18 protein-coding genes, 1 pseudogene and 1 riboswitch are annotated in these 21278 nt (G+C 51.5%); of the genes and pseudogenes, 12 read left to right on the top strand and 7 right to left on the bottom strand.

All coding sequences use genetic code 11. The annotated features are described in order from the left end of the window. Positions 1-13: 13 nt before the first annotated feature. The 5 genes from pyk to BOW06_RS11275 all read right to left on the bottom strand — a co-directional run bounded on the left by pyk (position 14) and on the right by BOW06_RS11275 (position 6719). The gene (gene pyk / locus BOW06_RS11255) at positions 14-1456 is read right to left on the bottom strand and encodes a pyruvate kinase (protein ID WP_078454578.1); all 1443 of its coding nucleotides are present in this window, start codon (positions 1454-1456) and stop codon (positions 14-16) included. Between the two features lie 11 nt (positions 1457-1467). Further along, positions 1468-2649, bottom strand: a complete 1182-nt coding sequence (locus BOW06_RS11260; RefSeq protein WP_078453026.1) for a phosphoglycerate kinase — start codon at positions 2647-2649, stop codon at positions 1468-1470. 151 nt (positions 2650-2800) lie between these two features. Beyond that, positions 2801-3805, bottom strand: coding sequence for a type I glyceraldehyde-3-phosphate dehydrogenase (gene gap / locus BOW06_RS11265; protein WP_043117056.1), 1005 nt, complete (start codon positions 3803-3805; stop codon positions 2801-2803). A 68-nt stretch (positions 3806-3873) separates the two neighbouring features. Next, positions 3874-5850: a transketolase gene (gene tkt, locus BOW06_RS11270; RefSeq protein ID WP_043117058.1), complete on the bottom strand. Its 1977-nt coding sequence runs from the start codon at positions 5848-5850 to the stop codon at positions 3874-3876. 311 nt (positions 5851-6161) lie between these two features. Then, a complete protein-coding gene (locus BOW06_RS11275) occupies positions 6162-6719 on the bottom strand; it encodes a thioredoxin family protein (RefSeq protein WP_043117061.1) in 558 nt (185 codons plus the stop codon). A gap of 249 nt (positions 6720-6968) precedes the next feature. Next, positions 6969-7045, top strand: a riboswitch (SAM riboswitch). A gap of 70 nt (positions 7046-7115) precedes the next feature. Between BOW06_RS11275 and metK the strand changes: the two genes are divergently transcribed. After that, entirely contained in the window at positions 7116-8285 is a 1170-nt protein-coding gene (gene metK, locus BOW06_RS11280) for a methionine adenosyltransferase (protein WP_043117062.1), read from the top strand. A 237-nt stretch (positions 8286-8522) separates the two neighbouring features. On the opposite strand, the gene BOW06_RS11285 is transcribed toward metK, so the two are convergent. Next, entirely contained in the window at positions 8523-10484 is a 1962-nt protein-coding gene (locus BOW06_RS11285; protein WP_043117063.1) for an SLC13 family permease, read from the bottom strand. Positions 10485-10884: 400 nt separating this feature from the next. Further along, positions 10885-11940: an S-methyl-5-thioribose-1-phosphate isomerase gene (gene mtnA, locus BOW06_RS11290; protein WP_043117065.1), complete on the bottom strand. Its 1056-nt coding sequence runs from the start codon at positions 11938-11940 to the stop codon at positions 10885-10887. A gap of 101 nt (positions 11941-12041) precedes the next feature. Here mtnA and BOW06_RS11295 point away from each other — a divergent pair, with 101 nt between their 5' ends. The 11 genes and pseudogenes from BOW06_RS11295 to BOW06_RS13150 all read left to right on the top strand — a co-directional run. Beyond that, positions 12042-13358, top strand: a complete 1317-nt coding sequence (locus tag BOW06_RS11295) for a TRZ/ATZ family hydrolase (RefSeq protein WP_078462858.1) — start codon at positions 12042-12044, stop codon at positions 13356-13358. Positions 13359-13427: 69 nt separating this feature from the next. Then, complete coding sequence (locus BOW06_RS11300; RefSeq protein WP_043117068.1) at positions 13428-14693, top strand: HlyC/CorC family transporter; 1266 nt, start codon at positions 13428-13430, stop codon at positions 14691-14693. Between the two features lie 128 nt (positions 14694-14821). Beyond that, on the top strand, positions 14822-15172 hold the full coding sequence (locus tag BOW06_RS11305; protein ID WP_078453988.1) for a hypothetical protein: 351 nt from the start codon (positions 14822-14824) through the stop codon (positions 15170-15172). A 162-nt stretch (positions 15173-15334) separates the two neighbouring features. Beyond that, positions 15335-17143: pseudogene (locus tag BOW06_RS11310) on the top strand (TonB-dependent receptor plug domain-containing protein). A gap of 191 nt (positions 17144-17334) precedes the next feature. Beyond that, complete coding sequence (locus tag BOW06_RS11320) at positions 17335-17691, top strand: hypothetical protein (RefSeq protein ID WP_143556192.1); 357 nt, start codon at positions 17335-17337, stop codon at positions 17689-17691. 57 nt (positions 17692-17748) lie between these two features. Then, positions 17749-18213: a hypothetical protein gene (locus BOW06_RS11325; RefSeq protein WP_078454574.1), complete on the top strand. Its 465-nt coding sequence runs from the start codon at positions 17749-17751 to the stop codon at positions 18211-18213. Then, the gene (locus tag BOW06_RS11330; RefSeq protein WP_052132150.1) at positions 18210-19250 is read left to right on the top strand and encodes a 4Fe-4S binding protein; all 1041 of its coding nucleotides are present in this window, start codon (positions 18210-18212) and stop codon (positions 19248-19250) included. The genes BOW06_RS11325 and BOW06_RS11330 overlap by 4 nt, the downstream gene beginning before the upstream one ends. Further along, on the top strand, positions 19247-19891 hold the full coding sequence (locus BOW06_RS11335) for an urease accessory protein UreH domain-containing protein (protein ID WP_078454573.1): 645 nt from the start codon (positions 19247-19249) through the stop codon (positions 19889-19891). Before BOW06_RS11330 ends, BOW06_RS11335 begins: the two co-directional genes overlap by 4 nt. Before the next feature lie 40 nt (positions 19892-19931). Further along, entirely contained in the window at positions 19932-20600 is a 669-nt protein-coding gene (locus BOW06_RS11340; protein ID WP_052132151.1) for a MotA/TolQ/ExbB proton channel family protein, read from the top strand. Further along, the gene (locus tag BOW06_RS11345; RefSeq protein WP_043117074.1) at positions 20590-20994 is read left to right on the top strand and encodes an ExbD/TolR family protein; all 405 of its coding nucleotides are present in this window, start codon (positions 20590-20592) and stop codon (positions 20992-20994) included. The genes BOW06_RS11340 and BOW06_RS11345 overlap by 11 nt, the downstream gene beginning before the upstream one ends. Further along, a partial coding sequence (locus tag BOW06_RS13150) for a procyclic acidic repetitive family protein (protein ID WP_218669521.1) occupies positions 20991-21278 on the top strand: 288 nt, incomplete at its 3' end. The genes BOW06_RS11345 and BOW06_RS13150, both read left to right, overlap by 4 nt.

Below are 21278 nucleotides of genomic sequence, written 5' to 3' on the forward strand. Positions count from 1 at the left end.
AGTAATCTGTAAATCAGTCTGGCAATACATGCTCGCCGACACGGACGATTTTCATTACGTTTGTACCACCTTCGAGACCCTGGAAATCACCCTTGGTGATAATCACAAGGTCACCGTCGCGTACTGCACCGCGACGCAGGAGCTCATCAACAACTTCCTGATTGATGCGCTGTGAATCAGATTCGAACGGGTGAAAGCTGATCGGGTAAACACCACGATAGAGAGTCACCCGTCGGCGTGTCGCTACAATCTCTGACATCGCAAAGATCGGAATACCCGAACTGATACGTGACATCCACAGTGCTGTTGAACCCGACTCGGTCAGAGCGGCAATGGCAGCTACGTTGAGATGGTTGCCTGTATACATGGCAGCCATCGCGATCGCTTCGTCAACACGTCCGAAATGGGTGTGCAGCCTGTGATCAGACTTTCTCGCTATAGATTGTTTCTCAGCTTCATAGCAGACACGCCCCATCGCCTCGACAGCCTTCGCAGGATACTTGCCAACCGCACTCTCACCGGAGAGCATGACAGCATCTGTGCCATCGAGAACAGCGTTGGCAACGTCGAATACCTCGGCGCGTGTCGGAATCGGATTTTCAATCATCGATTCCATCATCTGGGTTGCTGTAATAACAACCTTGTTACGCTCACGCGTTTTACGGATCAGCATTTTCTGCGCGGCTGGCAGTTCAGCATCACCGATCTCAACACCAAGGTCTCCGCGAGCCACCATGATGATGTCAGTTGCATCGATAATCGATTCGATAACATCAAGCGCCTCGGCGCGTTCGATCTTGGCGACTATCGCAGCTGAACCACCCTGTTCCTGCAGCAGTGCACGAGCCATCTCGATATCATCGGCCGATTGCACAAAGGAGACTGCAAGGTAGTCAGCATCGATTTTTGCAGCAAACTCAATATCGTGCTTGTCCTTGTCAGTTAGTGCCGGAGCAGAAAGTCCACCACCCTGCTTGTTGATACCCTTGTTGTCAGACAGCGGGCCGCCGACCTGAACTTTACATGAGATCTTGCTGCCGTTGACGTCTTCTACCCAAAGGACAATCTTGCCGTCATTGATGAGCAGAGTATCGCCGCGTGAAAGATCGCTCGGCAACTGCTTGTAGGTACAACCGACAATATCGATATTACCTTCGTCGATCGGGTAATCGATGTCGATAGTAAAGGATGCGCCAATTTCAAGATTGACCTCGCCATCCTTGAACTGACCAGTACGAATCTTAGGTCCTTGCAGATCGACCAGAACGCCAACCTGGCGGCCACTGGCACGTGCACGATTGCGCAACTGCTCCGCTCGTTCGGCATGCTCTTCATGGCTGCCGTGCGAGAGGTTGATACGAACCACGTCGACACCTGCGGTGATCAGGTCATCGATGACTTTGGGATCATCGGTAGCCGGACCGAGTGTTGCGACAATTTTTGTACGTTTTGGCATAGTAGAGTTGCTTATCCCTTGGCGCGTTCTTCAAGCATGGCAACTGCAGGCAATGTCTTGCCTTCGAGATACTCGAGAAAAGCACCACCAGCAGTTGAGATGTATGAGACCTTGTCGTAAATATCGTATTTCTGAATTGCCGCGATAGTGTCACCGCCGCCAGCGAGGCTGAATCCGTCTGCATCGGCAATTGCCATTGAGACAGTCTTGGTTCCTTCTCCGAACTGGTCGAATTCAAATACGCCGACAGGACCGTTCCAGACGATAGTACCGGCCTTGCTGATGATCTCTGCAAGTTCTTTGGCACTGTCAGGACCGATATCGAAAATCATGTCGTCATCTTCAACATCGCCTGCCGCCTTGAGAGTTGCCTCGGCTGTTTCGCTGAACTCCTTGCCGCAGACCACGTCGGTCGCGATTGGAATGTTGGCACCACGTGCTTTCATCTTCTCGACCAGCTCTTGTGCTGTACCGACGAGATCATCTTCGCACAGTGATTTACCAACGTTGTTACCCATCGCCTTGAGGAAGGTATTCGCAATACCACCACCGACAACCAACTGGTCAACTTTCTCGGAAAGTGCCTCGAGAACGGTCAGCTTGGTAGAAACCTTTGAACCACCTACGATGGCAACCATCGGGCGCGCAGGTTCTGCAAGTGCTTTTGCGAGGTTGTCGAGCTCACTTGCCAGCAGCAGTCCGGCACATGCAGTCGGAGCAAATTTACCGGCACCGTGTGTAGACGCCTGGGCGCGATGCGCAGTACCGAATGCGTCCATAACGAAAACATCACAAAGTGCTGCGTATTGTTTCGCCAGGTCTTCGTTGTCTTTCTTTTCACCAGCATTGAAACGAACGTTCTCGAAAAGAACAACTTCGCCATCGGCAATTTCAGGAGCGTTGTCGAGGTAATCCTTGACCAGGCGAACCTCTGATCCCAGCTTTGCTGACATGTCGTCGGCAATCGGCTGCATCGAGTTCTCATCATCAACCTTACCCTCTTCAGGACGGCCACGGTGGGACATTACCTGGACTTTAGCGCCTGCTTTCATGCAGTGCTCGATAGTCGGCATGGATGCGGAGATACGCGCATCGGAAGTTACCTTGCCATCTTTTACAGGTACGTTCAGGTCAGCACGAATGAGTACGCGCTTGCCGGCGAGATCGAGGTCGGTCAGTTTAATGAAGGACATAAAAGGCTCCATACGTCATATGAGAAAAATAATTAAAGCGATTTATTAAAAAATCAATTCTTAACAAATAGCTCTGGTACTCATGGCCGCCACCCCGTGTACGGGGCTGAACCCCGGGCAAGCCCGGGGTGACGACCATAAGTCTTACAGCTTAATTGGCAGCAACGTGCTCCATGAAACGCAGCATGTTACAAGTGTAGCCATACTCGTTGTCGTACCAGGAGACAACTTTCACGAAAGTGCCATCCAGTGCGATACCTGCTTCTGCATCGAAGATTGAAGAGAAGCCATTACCACGGAAGTCAGTTGAAACAACTTTCTCGTCGGTGTAACCCAGAGTCTTGCTCATGTCGCCGTTCTCTGAAGCTTCTTTCATTGCAGCACAGATGTCTGCGTAATCTGCTTCGCCGTTGAGTTCAACAGTCAGGTCAACAACAGAAACGTCTGAAGTTGGTACGCGGAACGCCATACCAGTCAGCTTGCCGTTCAGCTCTGGCAGAACAACACCAACTGCCTTTGCAGCACCGGTAGATGAAGGGATGATGTTCTCGAGGATACCACGACCACCGCGCCAGTCTTTCATTGAAGGACCGTCAACAGTCTTCTGGGTAGCAGTTGCAGCGTGAACAGTCGTCATCAGACCGCGCTTGATGCCCCACTTGTCGTTCAGAACCTTGGCAACAGGTGCGAGACAGTTGGTGGTACATGAAGCAGCAGAGATGATTGCCTGGCCAGCATACTCGCCGTGGTTAACACCATAGACGAACATTGGAGTGCCATCCTTTGAAGGCGCTGACATAACAACTTTCTTGGCGCCAGCATCGATGTGCTTCTGACAACCTTCTTCGGTCAGGAAGAAACCAGTACACTCAAGAATGATGTCTGCATCAACATCGCCCCACTTGAGGTCAGCCGGATCACGCTCTGCAGTCAGGCGGATGTCCTTGCCGTTGACTGTCATGGTGTCGCCGCTAACTGAGATCTCGCCGTCGAAGTTACCGTGGACCGAGTCATACTTCAGCATGTATGCGAGGTAATCATTGTCCAGCAGGTCGTTGATACCAACAACTTCGATTTCAGGGAAATCTTTTGCGATTGCACGGAATGCCATGCGTCCGATACGGCCAAAACCGTTAATACCGACTTTAATTGTCATAATTTTCTCCTAATTTTTCGAACTGAAATTGTACGTCGGGCCGGTAATAGCCGGCCCTTATAAAACTCTTAAGCCATCACACCGTTAACAGTGCTGACAACATTCTCGACAGTGAATCCGAACTCTTTGAAGAGCTCGCCTGCAGGCGCTGACTCACCGAAACGGTTGATACCGACAACTGCGTCAGCATACTTGTACCAGGCATCAGGCACTGCAGCTTCAACAGCAACTGTAGGAACGCCTTTTGGAAGTACAGATGAACGGTAACTGTCATCCTGCGCCTCGAATGCATCAACAGATGGCATGGAGACAACGCGAATTTTCTTGCCCGACAACTCGTCAGCAGCGCCTGTAGCAAGTGCCACTTCTGAACCGGTTGCGAGAATGATTGCATCCGGAGTGCCGTCACAATCACGCAGGATGTAACCACCCTTTGCGATGTCGGCAATCTGTGCGTCTGTACGCTCCTGGTGCGGCAGACCCTGGCGCGAGAAGATCAGGGTTGAAGGACCATCCTTGCGCTCGACTGCCTGTGCCCAGCAGACTGCAGATTCAACAGCATCACAAGGACGCCATACAGCCATGTTGGGAATCATACGCAGGGTTGGAATCTGCTCGACAGGCTGGTGAGTTGGTCCATCTTCACCAAGACCGATTGAGTCGTGGGTGAAGACGAAGATGCTCTGGATCTTCATCAGTGCAGCCATACGCAGTGCGTTACGGGCATACTCCGAGAACATCAGGAAGGTTGCGCCGAAAGGTACCAGGCCGCCGTGCAGTGAGATACCGTTCATGATTGCAGACATACCGAACTCACGTACGCCGTAACGGACATAGTTAGGTACTTCGCTGTTGTCCATTGGCTTGTAGCCGGACCATTCAGTCAGGTTTGAGCAACCGAGGTCAGCTGAACCACCGAACAGCTCAGGAGCAAGCGGTGAATAGGCTTCGATACAGGCAAGTGATGCCTGGCGAGTTGCAGGGCTCTTTGCGTCTGCATTGACCTGTGCAATGTAAGCAGCAGATTTCTCAGCCCACTCGGCAGGCAGGTCACCAGCCATGCGGCGCTCATATTCTGCAGCCATCTCAGGGAACTCGGCCTTGTATGCAGCGAACTTCTCGTTCCATTCTGCTTCTGCCTTGGCGCCCTTCTCTTTCGCATCCCAGCCGTGATAAATATCTGCAGGCACTTCGAATGCAGCGTGATCCCAACCCAGTGCAGCCTTGGTCAGGTTAATTTCTTCGTCACCGAGAGGTGCACCGTGACAGGCGTGTGAACCGGCCTTGTTTGGTGAACCGAAACCGATGGTGGTCTTGCAGCAGATCATGGTCGGCTTGTCAGTCATCGCCTTGGCTGTTTCAACTGCCTTGGCAATTGCTTCAGGATCGTGTCCGTCAACGTCGGCAATTACGTGCCAGCCGTAAGCTTCGAAACGCGCAGGAGTATCATCGGTGAACCAGCCGTCAACGTGACCATCAATAGAGATACCGTTGTCATCCCAGAATGCGATCAGCTTGCCAAGACCCAGGGTACCGGCGAGTGAACATGCTTCGTGAGAGATACCTTCCATGAGACAGCCGTCACCAAGGAAGACATAGGTGTTGTGGTCAACAATGTCATGACCTTTCTGGTTGAACTGTGCCGCAAGTGCCTTCTCGGCAATCGCCATACCCACGCCATTGGTAATACCCTGGCCAAGTGGACCGGTCGTTGTCTCAACACCAGGCGCATAACCGTACTCCGGGTGACCAGGAGTCTTTGAATGCAGCTGACGGAAGTTCTTGAGGTCATCGATGCTCAGCTCGTAGCCGGTGAGGTGCAGCAGCGAGTAGATCAGCATAGAGCCGTGGCCATTCGACAGAATGAAGCGGTCGCGGTTACTCCAGTTCGGATTAGCCGGGTTGTGGTTCATATTGTCGTTCCACAATACCTCGGCGATGTCGGCCATGCCCATTGGGGCGCCCGGGTGTCCGGAATTGGCTTTCTGTACCGCATCCATGCTCAGTGCACGAACCGCGTTTGCCAAATCTCTGCGTGAAGCCATGTTTGTCTCCTATCTGAAATCAGAATATTCTAAAAAACTGTGTTTGCTAACCGAACTTCAACCTACGTCATTTCGTATCTGGCGATATAAGGCTGAGAGTCGATAGCAGAACGTAAAAATTTTGTGCGTGTCGCTACCTTGATAAATCGACCGATGCAACCAACTATTCTCCCTGAAGACGCCTTTGCGAGCAACATAATAGAAGCCTAATATGGGCTGTATCCCATAGAATTTTCTTTGGAGATCATAATGTTGCAGCGCAGCATCCTTGCGCATCAAGGAGTTAGCGATTCCGGGTCAAGCTGAATGGATCAGGATTCAATCCACTTGATTGAGCAACCGATGCTTGGAATCTGCTCTTTTGGGCCCTGTCCGGTTTCAGCAACCTCTTTCATTGCCTCAAACAGGTCACGGCGGACGTCTCCCTCTGCCGTCTCTTTTCGGCTTTCATCGAGTCGACCACGGTACTGGAGTTCAAGATCAGCGTTGTAACCGAAGAAGTCAGGGGTGCAGACAGCGCCGTAGGCCTTGGCCACTTCCTGGCTCTCATCATATAGATAAGGAAAAGGCAGCTGCCACTCTTCGGCAATTTTCTGCATGTTCTCGAAAGAGTCTTCCGGGTAGTTTGCTGCGTCATTGGAACTGATGGCAACAAAGTTGATGCCCATCGCCTTGAGTTCGTGCGCATCACGTACGATTCGCTCACGCACAGCCTTTACATAAGGACAGTGGTTGCAGATAAACATCACAAGGAGGCCCTTCTCTCCCTTGCATGACTCCAGTGTCCAGGTTTTGCCATCGACACCAGGCAGGGAAAAATCGACTGCCGCCTCTCCGAAATTACATACGGGCGTTTCTGTTGAAACCATTGTTCTACTCCTGTTACATCATTTTTTATTGCGACGAATAGTACAGGGGATGCGTTGCCAGTGACAAGTTTCAAGTTGTTCTATTTGGGGTCAGAGTAAAAACTCTCGAGGATTTTACTCTGACAGATACAGATCAGGCACCCGAGTTTTTACTCTGACCCCAAATAGCCCCGCAGGGATGACGGCTGCTTCTGCAGAGTATTCCCGCCCCCTATTGACAATTACAGGCGACAGCGGATAATTGGCCCTTGATTACACGGCGCTGATTTGAACTCAGATTGCGGGCGCCTTATAAAACCGGCTAAAGAGAGAACGAAAAGTTTTCCGAGGCCCCGCGAGTTCATTCGCGGGGCCTTTTTTGTTTTTACGAACATTTGAATATGAGTAAGCGAACCAATGAGCGAACATCTATTTACATCTGAGTCTGTATCCGAGGGTCATCCCGACAAAATGTGCGACCAGGTTTCTGATGCTGTACTGGATGCCATTATTGCCGAAGATCCGCACGCACGTGTTGCCTGCGAAACTCTCGTCAAGACCGGTATGGCACTGATTGCTGGTGAAATCACCACAACTGCCAAGCCAGACTACGAGGCGATCATTCGCAATACCATCCGCGAAATCGGCTACGACAGTTCCGACAAGGGTTTTGATTACGAATCCTGCGCCGTCATGACTGCTCTCGGTGTTCAGTCTCCCGATATTAACCAGGGTGTCGACCGCTCACGCCCCGAAGATCAGGGTGCCGGTGACCAGGGACTCATGTTTGGCTATGCCACCCATGAAACCGAGGTGCTGATGCCAGCCGCGATCGAATATTCACATCGCCTCGTCGAACGCCAGTCGGAAGTTCGTAACAGCGGTGAGCTTGACTGGTTACGCCCGGATGCGAAATCACAGGTCACGCTGCGCTATGTCGACAATATCCCTGTCGCTATCGATGCTGTTGTACTCTCAACCCAGCACGCGGACACACTATCACTCGAAGCACTTCAGGACGCAGTTCTTGATGTCATCATCAAGCCGGTTCTCGAACCAACAGGACTACTGCACTCGGGCACCAAGTTCCACATCAATCCGACAGGCAAATTCGTTATCGGCGGTCCCATGGGTGATGCCGGACTGACTGGCCGCAAAATCATCGTCGATACTTACGGTGGTGCAGCCCGTCATGGTGGTGGTGCATTCTCAGGCAAGGATCCATCGAAAGTTGACCGTTCAGCTGCCTATGCCGGACGCTATGTTGCCAAGAATATCGTTGCTGCCGGTCTCGCCGACCGCTGTGAAATCCAGGTCTCCTACGCTATCGGTGTTGCGGAACCGACTTCCATCACCATCGATACGTTTGGTACAGGACAAGTCAGTGATGAACGCATCACAGAACTGGTGCGTGAGCACTTTGACCTGCGTCCATACGGCATTCTGAAGATGCTTGACCTGCTCAACACGGACAAGATCAAGTACCGCAAGACGGCTGCCTACGGCCACTTCGGACGTGAGAATGAAGGATTCAGTTGGGAAGAGACTGACAAGGCAGAGACTCTCAGGGCTGCTGTCGGGAGTTGATAGCCTTCTCTGTTTAGTCGAAACCCCGGGCATGTTCCGGGGTTTTCTTTTTGTGTTGCTTTCACGGGCAACTGACTTTGTGTCGCTGCGCGACAGCCGGGGCTTTGATTCGCGCGGTGGCGCGAGCGCACCCTGCTTTCTTGTGCTGACAAGAAAGCAGGCAATGAAACAGCTCCATCTGATACAAAAAACCCCGGGACATGCCCGGGGTTTCAACTAGCAATTAGCAACTAGTGACTAAGGGAACACCAGGTTCATCATCACCATCATCACGATCAGAAAGAGTATCGTCATGATACCGCCGGCGCGCATGAAATCAGGTACACGGTAACCCGCAGGTCCCATGATCAACGCATTTACCTGGTGAGTAGGAATCAGGAATGAATTCGATGTTGCGATAGCAACTGTCAGGGCATACACCGCAGGATTTGCACCAACCTGCAGGGCGATATTGACCGCCAGTGGCACCAGCAGGACCGTTGCACCAACGTTTGACATAACCAGGGTAAAGAAGGTTGCCAGTGCAGCGATAGACGCCTGGATCACCCAGCCTGGCATGCCGCCGACGACGGAAACTGTCTGTTCAGCAATCCAGCGTGCCGTACCCGAGGTTTCTACCGCGAGACCCAGTGGAATCAAACTTGCCAACAGGAACACAGTTTTCCATGAAACCGCTTCATATGCCTCTTCAATTTTCAGTACACCTGAAAGCACCATGCCAATCGCACCTGTGAGCAGGGCAACAGAAAGACGGATGTCGGTAAAGAGAACCATGAAAAGCGCGATACCGAAGAAAAAGCCGGCATGCCACAGCTTCTGTGGACGCGACTCCTCGCGTGGATACTCGGTTGTTACAACAACGAAGTTCCTGTCGGTCTCGAGTCGGGCCAATGCTTCCCATGTGGTGTGGACGATCAGGGTATCACCAGCCTGCAGTGGCATATCACGGATGCCCTCGCCTTCACGCATGGTTTCACCGTTGCGATGCAATGCAACCATGGCGATACCATAAGTTTTACGCATCCAGACATCACGTGCACTCTTGCCAACCAGGTTTGAACCCGGCGGAATAACAACTTCACCGATACCCGCCTTGGTAGATGCGAGTGACTCGGAAAAAGTCTGCAGACTTGGACGCAGTTCAACGCCGTACTCTTTCACAAAGTGCTTGATATCTTCCGGCGAGGTAAGCATGCCGAGAGACATCTGCGCATCGATGCCAAGATCACGCATCAGCGCACCAGGGCCGATTCGAAGGTCACCATCAGGGCGCCGGGTACCGATAACACGTACATGATTTACAGTTTCAATCTCGTCGAGTAACTTGCCGACCAGTGAACTCTCTGCCGGTACATACACCTCGTAGAGATGGTAGTCGATGCCGTAGACATCCTGGAAATACTTGGTGGTGTTGGATCCGACCGTACTACTCTCGCTCTTGGTCTTGGGCAGAACGAAACGTCCGGCAATAACAAAATAGATAATACCTGTAGCAACCAGCGCAAGACCGATAGGGGTAACAGAGAAGAGACCCCAGGTATCCATCTGCTGGTCCGCAGGCAGTGCCGCATTTGATGCGAGGATAAGGTCGTTAAGCAGAATCAGCGGACTTGATCCGACCATGGTCACGGTACCACCGAGGATGGCACAGAAGCCCATTGGCATCAGCAGGCGTGACATCGGCAATCCTGAGCGTGCCGAGATTCGACTGACAACCGGCAGAAAGAGTGCCGCGGCACCAACGTTCTGCATGAATGAGGAGATGAAGCCGACCGTACTTGAAATAATCGGAATGATTCGGGTCTCAGTGGTTCCACCGATCTTGAGGATGAAACCGGCTACACGCGTCATGATGCCCGTCTTGTCGAGTCCGGCACCGATGATCATAACAGCGATGATCGACATAACAGCGTTTGAGGCAAATCCGTTAAACAGCAGGTTCGTATCAACCAGTCCCTGTTGAATCCCCATTAAAGGAGCGAACAGTGTGGTGAGTCCGAGCAACACCATAATCGACACAGCGGCCACGTCGACATCAACAACTTCAAATGCGAACAGGTAAATCGTCAGCAACAGCATCGCTGTAACCCAGGCGATTTCGCGTGACGGAACAACGGTTGCAAGAAAAAGAGAGAAAAGTGCAAATATGACGGCTGCGATGACTTTCTTCAGGGGGAAGGCTGATTTTTCTTGTGCCAAGGGACTACTCCGAAATCACTGTTGTTGTTTGGGGTCGATCATTAGTACATAACTTAGTAATTATACATAAAAACCCTGATAAAGCAGGCAGAAATTCGAGATTTTCTACTGAAATCACACCCTTGCGTGTTAATACGCGAATAAGTCGGGCTTATGATTTTGGTTGTGATGGTGGTTTTGAGCTGGTATCAAGGGGTGACGATCGCCCCGGCCGGAACCGTTCCATACGGTTCCCGGCATTTCTGCCGTACAAGGATGTACAAATGCCGTGGGCGCAGGATGCGCAGGAACGGCCACCATCCCTGGCGGTCAGGGCGGGGCTCCTACAATCGTACCTCACCCTGTAGGAGCGTCGCCCTCGGCGCGATGAAATTGGCACATACAATCGCCCGGCAAGAGATTACCGTAGAATTGCCCGAATCCCCTTCTCTGCCGGATTTCGTATCACGCCGCGTTCGGTAACGATGACATCGACCAGTTCGGCAGGTGTGACATCAAACACGGGATTCCACGCCTTTGCGCCCTTGGCACCGATGTTGGCACCGCCACACTGCAGAATCTCTGACTGCTCACGCGTCTCGATCGGTATCTCCTCGCCACAGGAGACATTGAGGTCAAGCGTCGAGGTTGGTGCAACTACCATGAATTTAACTCCATGATGTCGTGCTGCAACCGCCAACTGGTAGGTGCCGATCTTGTTGGCGACATCGCCGTTAGCGGCAATTCGATCCGATCCGACTATCACCCAGCCAATACCCCCTTCACGCATACGTGCGCTGGCAGCACTATCGGCAATAACCGAAACCGGAATACCGCTGTGAACCAGTTCCCATGCAGTGAGCCGTGAACCCTGTAGCCAGGGACGTGTCTCATCGGCATACACATGTTCGATCTTGCCGCGCTGAAATGCGGTGCGTATGACACCGACCGCCGTACCATGACCACCGGTCGCAAGCCCACCTGCATTGCAGTGAGTGATCACCGATGTCGGTTCAGTGATACATGCGCTGCCAAGCTCACCCATGAGACGGTTGGCAATCAGGTCTTCCTGGTGAATCTGGCGTGCCTCTATCAAGAGTCGGTCAACCAGGGTTTCACTATCTTCATCGATCAGTTTGCGCATGCGATCGATCGCCCAGAAGAGATTCACCGCGGTCGGGCGCGAGGCTGCCAGCGTTTCGAGATCGGTTATGACCGCATCGCGCCAGTTCGATTTGCCCTCAGCAAGCCTGTGCATAACTGACAGCACAACGCCATAAGCCGCCGTGATACCGATGGCAGGCGCCCCCCGAACAACCATCGCGGTAATCGCCTCGGCAGTCTGTTGTGCATCCGTACAACGGACGAAACGCTCAACATGCGGCATAACACGCTGGTCGAGCAGCAGCATTTCACTATCGACCCACTTGATCGCGTGATCCGGGTGAGCGGCTTCAGAGAGGTTGATGACTTCCATTTGTAACGATCCTCATGGCAAATTTTTGTGTCTCATGGCAAATTATAGGGGGCCTCTGTGTAGAGGCCCCTTATTATGCCGTTTTCCCGGAGCAAGCTGTGATGAAAAATATCGACACCCTGATTAATGCCAGGTGGGTCATCCCCGTCAACGATGACAGGGTGCTGGAACAGCACGCCATAGCTATCGACAAGGGAGTGATAGTCGACCTGTTGCCTTCTCAACAGGCGATCCAGTCATACAAGGCAAACAAGGTACAGCATCTCGACTCACACGCCCTGCTGCCCGGCTTTGTCAACGCGCATACACATACACCGATGAACCTCCTGCGCGGCTACGCAGATGACCTGCCGCTGATGATCTGGTTAAACCAGCACATCTGGCCTGCAGAGCAGAAATTCGTCAACGAGGACTTTTGTCACGACGGCACCCTGCTGGCCGTTACCGAAATGATTCGCGGTGGCACCACCTGTTTTAATGATATGTACTTCTTCCCCGAGCAGAGTGCACGTGTCGTCAAACAGACAGGTATTCGTGCCATGATCGGCCTGATCGTGCTCGACTTCCCGACCGTGTGGGGCGACGGACCGGACCACTACCTGGAAAAGGGTCTGCAGCTCTTCGATGAGTTCAAGAATGAAGCAAATCTTCGCCTCGCCTTTGCGCCACACGCACCCTACACGGTATCCGATGCTCCTCTAGAACGCATCGCAACACTCTCATCTGAGCTTGATGTGCCTGTGCATATGCACCTTCACGAGACACATGACGAGATCATTGGCAGCCTTGAGCAGTGCAGCGAACTACCCCTGCAACGCATGGATAATCTCGGACTGTTGTCGCCGCAGATGATCGCCATTCACATGACCCAGCTCACCGATGAAGAGATAGAACTGGTTAGCCGTACAGGCACACATGTCGTCCATTGCCCTGAATCAAACCTCAAACTTGCCAGCGGTCTCTGCCCGGTAGACAAGCTAAGCAAGGCAGGCGTCAACGTCGCCATAGGAACCGACGGCGCGGCAAGCAATAACGATCTCGACATGCTGGGAGAGATGCGTACAGCGGCGTTGCTCGCAAAAGGCGTATCCGGTGATGCACAGGCGCTTCCGGCACTGGAAGCCTTGCGTGCAGCCACACTTAATGGTGCACGTGCGTTGGGCATGGATGATTTCACCGGCTCAATAGAAGTCGGCAAACAGGCGGATGTGATTGCTATTGATTTGAGCGCACCCGCCACACAACCATGCTACGACCCCATCTCGCAGATCGTCTATTCGGCAGGCCGAGACCAGGTCACGGATGTCTGGGTCGCTGGCAAACAGCTGCTCTCCGGGCAGGAGTTCACCACCATCGACAAAGCCCAGGTGGCGAAGAAAGCCACTGACTGGCATGCACGGATCAGTAGCGGCAAGTAACAGACGAGACTTGACACATCCCTTCAAAAGCGATGAGATATTGTTCCAATATTGCACTGAGTAACTCGATTGAGTGATATACCCACGGGTGGCCTGCTGACCATCCTTTTCAGCCTGATTTTCTTCTCCGCCTTTTTTTCCGGCTCGGAAACCGCCCTGATGATGCTGAACCGTTATCGGCTCAAGCACCTGGCCGAGTCCGGGCATCTTGGTGCGCAACGTGCACAGACACTGCTGGAGACTCCTGAACGCCTGATCGGATTGATCCTGCTGGGCAATAACTTCGTTAACATCATGGCTTCTGCCCTGGCGACGCTGGTGGCACTGAGGATTGGTGGCGAACCGGCAATCGCAATTTCAACCGGTCTGCTGACACTGATCGTACTGATCTATGCCGAGGTGATACCCAAGACCTTTGCAGCCCTGCATCCGGAACTGATCGCTTTTCCTGCAGCACACGTCTACACGGTTCTGCTGAAACTCGCCTGGCCAATCGTTTGGTTGATCAACCGCATAACCTACCTGCATCTCAGGCTGCTTGGTATTACGAACAAGGACGCTGCCAACAACGCGCTTAATTCCGAAGAGCTGCGTACAGTTGTTAACGAGGCCGGTGCCATGCTTCCGCAGGAAAACCGCAACATGCTGATCGGCGTACTTGATCTAGACAAGATCACTGCCGAGGACATCATGATCCCGCGCAACGAGATAAGCGGTATCGATCTCAGCGACAACATTGACGAGATCACCGAGTTTTTACGCGGTACCCACTTCACCCGCATCCTTGTTTTCGACGGCAGCATCGACAATATCGTCGGCTTTATTCATACACGCCGCTGCATGCAGATGATGATGCGCGATGAACTCACAAAAGAAAACCTGCGTGCCCATATCAAGCAACCCTACTATGTGCCCGAGGGGACATCCCTCAACCGCCTGATGAATAACTTCCAACGCGACAGGCGCAAAAACGGCCTGGTAGTTGATGAGTATGGTGACGTACAGGGACTGGTTACTTTCGCCAACCTGATCGAGGAGATCATCGGTGAATTCACCACTGACCCGACAACCTCGATCAGCGATGTATCAAGACAGAATGACGGTAGCTACCTTGTCAACGGCTCAGCAAACCTGCGCGACCTGGTGCGTACAATGCATTGGAACCTGCCTACCGATGGCCCCAAGACCATCAACGGGCTCATCATCGAGCATCTCGAGAGCATACCGGAACCAAATACCAGCCTGCTGCTGGCCGGTTACCCGATCGAGATTTTGCAGACCGAGGACAACATGGTGAAGGTGTTACGCATTCAGCCTGATCTCTATCGGAATTGACATTAGTCAACTACTCATCAGGAAACACTGCTAGAATTACTCGCAATATTGATATCCATTTTGCAGAGCTGCGCTCAACAAATTTATAGAAAATGAATCTCATTTCACGCCAATCACAATCAAAGCAAATGGCCACCGCGTGGCTGTTGATTGGCATGATTATGCTTCAACCTGTCATCACTTTCCTCGCCAGCCCCGCTTTCATGAATGATAGCGACGGACGCATGGTCGTGGTCTGTACTCTCTACGGACTTGAAGAGATATACGTTGAAGATGGCATGCAAATAAGCGAGGCAGAGAGCGACTACTGCCCCGCAGTTGAACTGATGCAAATCTCCGGTTCTGCATACCAGCCAAAACCACCTATGGTGGCAGCCGCCCTGTTCTATTCTATTGGTTCTGTCGATCAAACATCGACTCACGAACACCACTCACTCCACTACTCTGCCTATCAAACACGTGCCCCGCCAGTTGCCTGATTTTTTCTAAAAAATCTACAAACAACTGAATTCTAGGGGTAAACAATGAAGTTTTTAATGACCTGTACCGCCTGCGCGGTACTGAGCGCTATGGCGCAGACAGCGATCAGTGAAACAGCGGATATCGATACTGCCGCCGACCAAGGGTACGAAGATACCATCATGGTAACGACTACTTCTCTGGGCCAGGAGGAAAAGATCGAAGATGTTCAGGCCTCCGTTGAAATCATTGATCAAAAAATGATTCAGAGCCTGTCCGGACGCAGTGTCCCCCAGGTCTTGAACGAAGCGACAGGGCTCACACTCAAAGACACAGGCAGTTCATCGCAAGTCTACATGCGCGGATTTGACGACGGCCATACGCTCATCCTGGTTGATGGTCTTCGAAGAACGGGGAAATATGGCAGTTCCGACCTCAGCGGCATCATGCTCGAAGATGTTGAACGAATAGAGATCGTGCGCGGACCCATGTCTGCCCTTTATGGTGCGGATGCCCTTGCAGGTGTCGTCAATATCATCACCAAAAAGGCGGTGGGCGAAGACCGCGCCAGCATCACGATTATCGGCGGGATGGCGGAAAATAAGGACCGTGAAACCGGGATCGTACGCGCTAGTGCGACACTGGGTGGGGAAACCGTCTCACACACCTTTTCCGTTGAAGTAAAAGAACGGGATGAATACCGACTGGATCAGTCGACCATTGCAACAGATCTACCCAAAGAGTCAAAGAAGTTCTTCAGCTACGGCAACAACATCAAACTTGGTGATGATACTTTACAGACCCGTTTCGAATTCTGGGACCAGGATGACACCAGCACCGGAGCGGACCGCTTTTCAAATCCCGTTGCTGAATATGAAAAGGAGAAACGCTACCAATTCAGTGGTATCTATTACCATGTTGGCGACAACTACCTGCTTGACACCAACTTTGGTTACGGTAAAAGCGATGCTGATGTAGATCGTGGATCTGGAAGTGAGACCACAAAATACTCCCAGATGGAGCTCAACAGCTATTTTCGCCATTTTACAACCGACAATGTCACCAACATTTTCGGCATTGGCGCCAAACACGAAGACATTGAAGTCTCGATGTATACGCAGGAAGCTGATCGTACCAACTACAACCTGCTGTACCAGAACGAATGGGATATCACCGATAACTTGAGCACCGTTGTGGGCGTAAGGTATGACGACTTCAGCGACTTCGGTTCTGCGATAACCCCAAGGCTATCTGCCAAATATGATTTTGGTGATACCGAATTCCGGATCGGATACGGTGAAGCATTCAAGGCACCACACTTTACCAATATGTACGGTTACTTTGTCCGCGGAGGTGGTTCTACTATTATAGAAGGTAACCCGGACCTGCAGCCTGAAGAGTCAAAAACCTACGAGGTGGCTGTTGGCCACAAGGGAGATGGATACCGTCTGGATCTCGTTTATCACTATTCGAAAGTGGATAATCTTATTAACTCAGCTCCTAACTTGACCGATCCATGTCTTCCACCAGCGACTAGATGCATATAATACCAGAACATTGATAAAGCCAAAATCTCTGGTACAGAACTCACCTTGACGCTATATCCTGCAGACGGGCTGACTGTTAAAGGGTCGATTGAGTATCTCGATACCGAAGATGAAACTACGGGTGAACGTCTGACGGAGAGTGCCCGAATAACTGGCAAACTGCATATTGCCTATGTCCGTAATGCCATGAGCTACTTCCTCAATGCCAAAACATATCAAGACTATTACGCGGCTCCTTCGTTACCACGCAACGCACCAAACGAAAACAGCGACTACACGGTCGTTGATGCCAAAGTCAGCTATGCCTTCGATGAGGACATAGAACTTTTCGGTGGTGTCGATAACATCATGAATAAGCAGATGCCGGATAATATGCAATTACATGGCACACCAAACGATCCGGGCGAGCGCTACTTCTATATCGGTTCGACGATCAAGTTCTGACCGCGGCGCTTGTGTTTGCCGGCTTATTGAAGCCTGCAAATGACAGGGGAGGCAGCACGGCTTGATTGGCTATGCCGGCGCTGTCTCCCCCTCCCTGAAATGGTCACAATGTAAGTCTTGGAAGACTTCAACGATTTTTTTGTAAAACATTCTCTTAATAATTATTGGTGGGGTAAGTAATGCGAATAGGCATGAGGCAACAGTTTAGAATGATTTCTGCTCTGCTGACCGGTTTACTGATGTCTTTCGGGGCACACTCAAGTACCGGTGACCACAGCCATCACTCGGGAATGGTTGATCATCAGTCCGACAACTACTGGACTGCTGCACCGCTACTCATCCCGGATAAAAAAAGGACCCGCGGATTTAAGCGCATTATCTTTAAAAACCTGCAGGCAGATGAAGCCACTGTGCATCATGGCGATGCAGAGGAAAGCTGGACTGTTGCAGTAAAAGACAACGCAGCCAAGATCGAGAGCAGAGGGGGAAAGCAGGGAGGCTATCACTGGATTGGCGCTCTTTCAGAAAAAGAAGACCTGGTTCAGTAAGTAGCCACAGCTATCTATTTCCCCAATCCAGGCCCAGCGCCGCGAGGCATGTTAAGTTTGCAAAAGAGTGCATTGGATATCAGCCCCGTGCATTTGCCGCGTGAACATCAGCATTTTCGAGCGGGTGAAAATTGGGATTTCCTTGTCAGACTGAACGGCAAGCCGCTCGAAAACACACCGGTGCTTTTTGAAACGAAAAATAGAACACGCGAAGTCTTCAAGACTGACCAGGATGGCTTGGTTTCAATCCCTTTCCCTTTCGATTTTCCTGAAGAAGACCAATCGGCCAATCAAAACGCAGAAGGCCACAACCATAGTCAAGCACGTCGCAAGAAAGCCAGTTTCGTATTGACCGTTGAGCAGTATGCTGATGACAGGAAACACATCACTCATTTCAACTACCACTACACGACCGGGGCTTTCTACAAGAAGGACCTGGCACTTGGCATAGGCTTCGCTCTTTTTGGAATGATCGTCGCTGCCCCCTTGTTACGTAAACCAAAAAAAGGGGGTAAGACATGAAATCAGTCTCGATGACGCTAGGCAGGTTCAGGCTGACAGTGCAGCTGATTATGCTGGTCACACTGCTGTACGGTGCTACGGTTATGGGCCATTATCTGTCGGACATGGTTTCAAATGCACTACCGGCATTATCATGCGCCTACGACTCCGTGGCTTCAGATTACTGCGTCCTGATACCTACGCAGCATCAATTTAATCACCGTGTGGGCGAAGCGATTGTTCGCATGCAGGGGTTTGCTTTTAGCATGCTGTTGCCGCTGTTTTTTACCTTTATAAATTTCCTGATTCTTTTTGTGATTCTGAACAAGGCCTTTTGTGGCTGGATATGTCCCTTGGGAACAGTGCAGGAACTGATTTTCAGGCTTGGGCGTTTTCTGGGAAGGCCGCTGCATAACCTAAAACCTCATCAGACAGGTAAAGTCAGACCCATCAAATGGCTAATGTTAGTCGGCCTGGTGATGGGATTGCCCTTGATGGCTGGACTTGGAGTAGCTCCTCATGAGGCAGGTGATGCTTTTTGTCAGGTGTGCCCTTCCCGCATCATCACCACTATGGCTACGGGTAGCACGGAACAACTGGCGGTAAGTACAACAAGTTTGACTGATACTATATTTGGTACCATTCGTGCCTTCCTGGTCGGTTTCATCGTCATTGCCGCGTTAGCCATTCGTCAGCCTTTTTGCCGGATATGTCCAATGCTGTCCCTGCATGCAGTGCTAAGACGCTTATCATTGACGCGTCTCGTGAAAGTACAGAATGATCATTGTGACAAGTGCGGCATCTGCACAAAGGCCTGTCCCATGGATATTCCGGAAATATGGAAAGAGCATGGACCCAAGGCATTCAATGAAGACTGCACACTATGCGGAAGGTGTGCGGAATACTGTCCTCAAGATTCTGTCATCAGTATCAAGACCGGCCCTTTCACTGTTTTTAAATCATCCCGTGACTATTACAAGAAACGGGTAAAGATGGAAAAGCCAAACGGCAGTAAACCGGTGAAGCCCAAGGCTCGCAAAGCCAGGGGTAACAAATGACAGGGTTTGAAAGTCTGGATCAGTTTGGCTGGGCTTCCGTCTGGTTGCTGGGTTTATCTGTCGGCTTTACTACCTGCACGGCAGTCTGTCTGCCGTTTCTGGGGACCTGGGCTTTAGGACAGGGCCAGGGTGGCGCCGCTGCAGCCCGGGATACAGCAGTATTTGCAGCAGGAAAGATTGCTGCTTATGCCGTTTTGGGTGGTGCAGCAGGTCTGGTTGGTGAAGCATTGCTTTACTGGCTTAAAGGTGATGTGGGTCACTGGTTGATTGCCTTAACCGCCATTATTTCCGGCATATGGCTTGTGCTACCCCGTCAAGCTCACCGTCGTTGCGGCATGAGTCGCAATCAAAGACTGTCGCCATTTAGCATGGGGTTTGCATTGAGCTTCACACCTTGTGCACCGTTGGCGGCTTTGCTGGCGGCAAGCGCTTCAACCGGCGACCTCCTGGTGGGGGCTGTGTATGGCACCTTGTTTGGTTTGGGAGCCGCGCTGACCCCCTTGTTTATTGTTATCCCGCTACTGGGAAAACTGGGACTCAAATTGCAGCAGGATAAGCCCTGGATGGGACAGTGGCTGTTATGGATGGGTGGCGCTGTTCTAATCCTGATTGGCTTAAGGCGCCTGCAGTTGATTTTCTGATGCTGATGGGAATAGCCACCGTAATGAACTGGATCACACCATGAATGAATTAGCTGAAATGATATCAAAAGGCGGGCCAATCGTTTGGGTGCTGGCTGCTTACTCTGTAGTTGGTGTTGCAATCGTGCTGGAACGTTATTTTCTGTTTATACGTATGCGCCGGTTACCGCAAAGTGTCACTGAGCAGCTTGGGCAATTGCTGGTTCGTCGAGATGCCCAGGATTATGTTGCTGACCTGAAAGGCCCGGAGGCAAGAATCATCCAGGGAATGATTGATGCGGACCGCAAGGGAGTTAAGGATCTTGCACGTGTTGGCGGCAGAGTCAGGGATGATGAGCTTCAGAGAATGGCTCTTGGACTGCGTACTCTTGGTGTATTAAGTAATACTGCGCCACTACTTGGCTTGCTAGGAACAATCACAGGTCTGATCAAGGCATTCATCGTTATTGAGGAGGCAGGTGGCCGTGTTGATGGACAGGCACTGGCAGGCGGTATATGGGAAGCCATGATCACGACAGGCGTTGGCTTAAGTGTTGCAATTCCCTTGCTTATTCTTCTGCATTTTCTTGAAGGCATGGTTGATCGTCGTGCTCAATCCATGGAGCAGTCTATTGCATTATTACTTGAACGTCGCAGTATCGATGCTGATTCGATCAAGGAGAAACCCGACGCAGCACCACATTGGGAAGAGATAACGGATGGCGTATGAGCGGCCAAGACATAGCAATGTCGTTTTAAACCTGACTCCCTTAATCGATATTGTTTTTCTACTGCTGGTCTTCTTCATGCTGACCGCGCACTTTATCGAGGATCAGGCGCTGGTTGTTGATCTTCCTGACGCGAACAGTGCGCCAGCTGCAGCAGAACATAAAGAGATTGTTACTGTGATCCTTAGCCCTGAAGGGGTTATTTTCGTTAATGACCAGCCTGTTCATGAGCATGAACTACAGAAATTCCTTAAGGCAGCTTTGGATGAAACAGAAAACAGAATTGTTCGCATACGTGGTGATAATGAAGCAAGCCTGGGGTCAGCTGTAAAGGTACTGGATGCAGCTGAAGCGAGTGGTGCCAAGGCTGTGGACATCCTGACAGAAAAGCCATGAAAATCGCTGATATTGGCTTGCGCTCTGTCGCAATTACTCTATCCATATTGCTGCATGCTTTGCTTGTAGTCGGATTTGCCAAGCAACAGCTATCCACAACTACGGAAGTATCAGATACGCAAGTTCTAACGCATGTAAGAATCGCTTTTTCTACTCCCGTTCCCCCTCCGCCAGAGCCAGAGCCAGAGCCAGAGCCAGAGCCAGAGCCAGAGCCAGAGCCAGAGCCAGAGCCTGAACCTGAACCTGAACCTGAACCTGAACCTGAACCTGAACCTGAACCTGAA

Source organism: Solemya velum gill symbiont, from assembly GCF_002020255.1.
In the GTDB taxonomy this organism is placed as follows: Bacteria; Pseudomonadota; Gammaproteobacteria; order Chromatiales; family Chromatiaceae.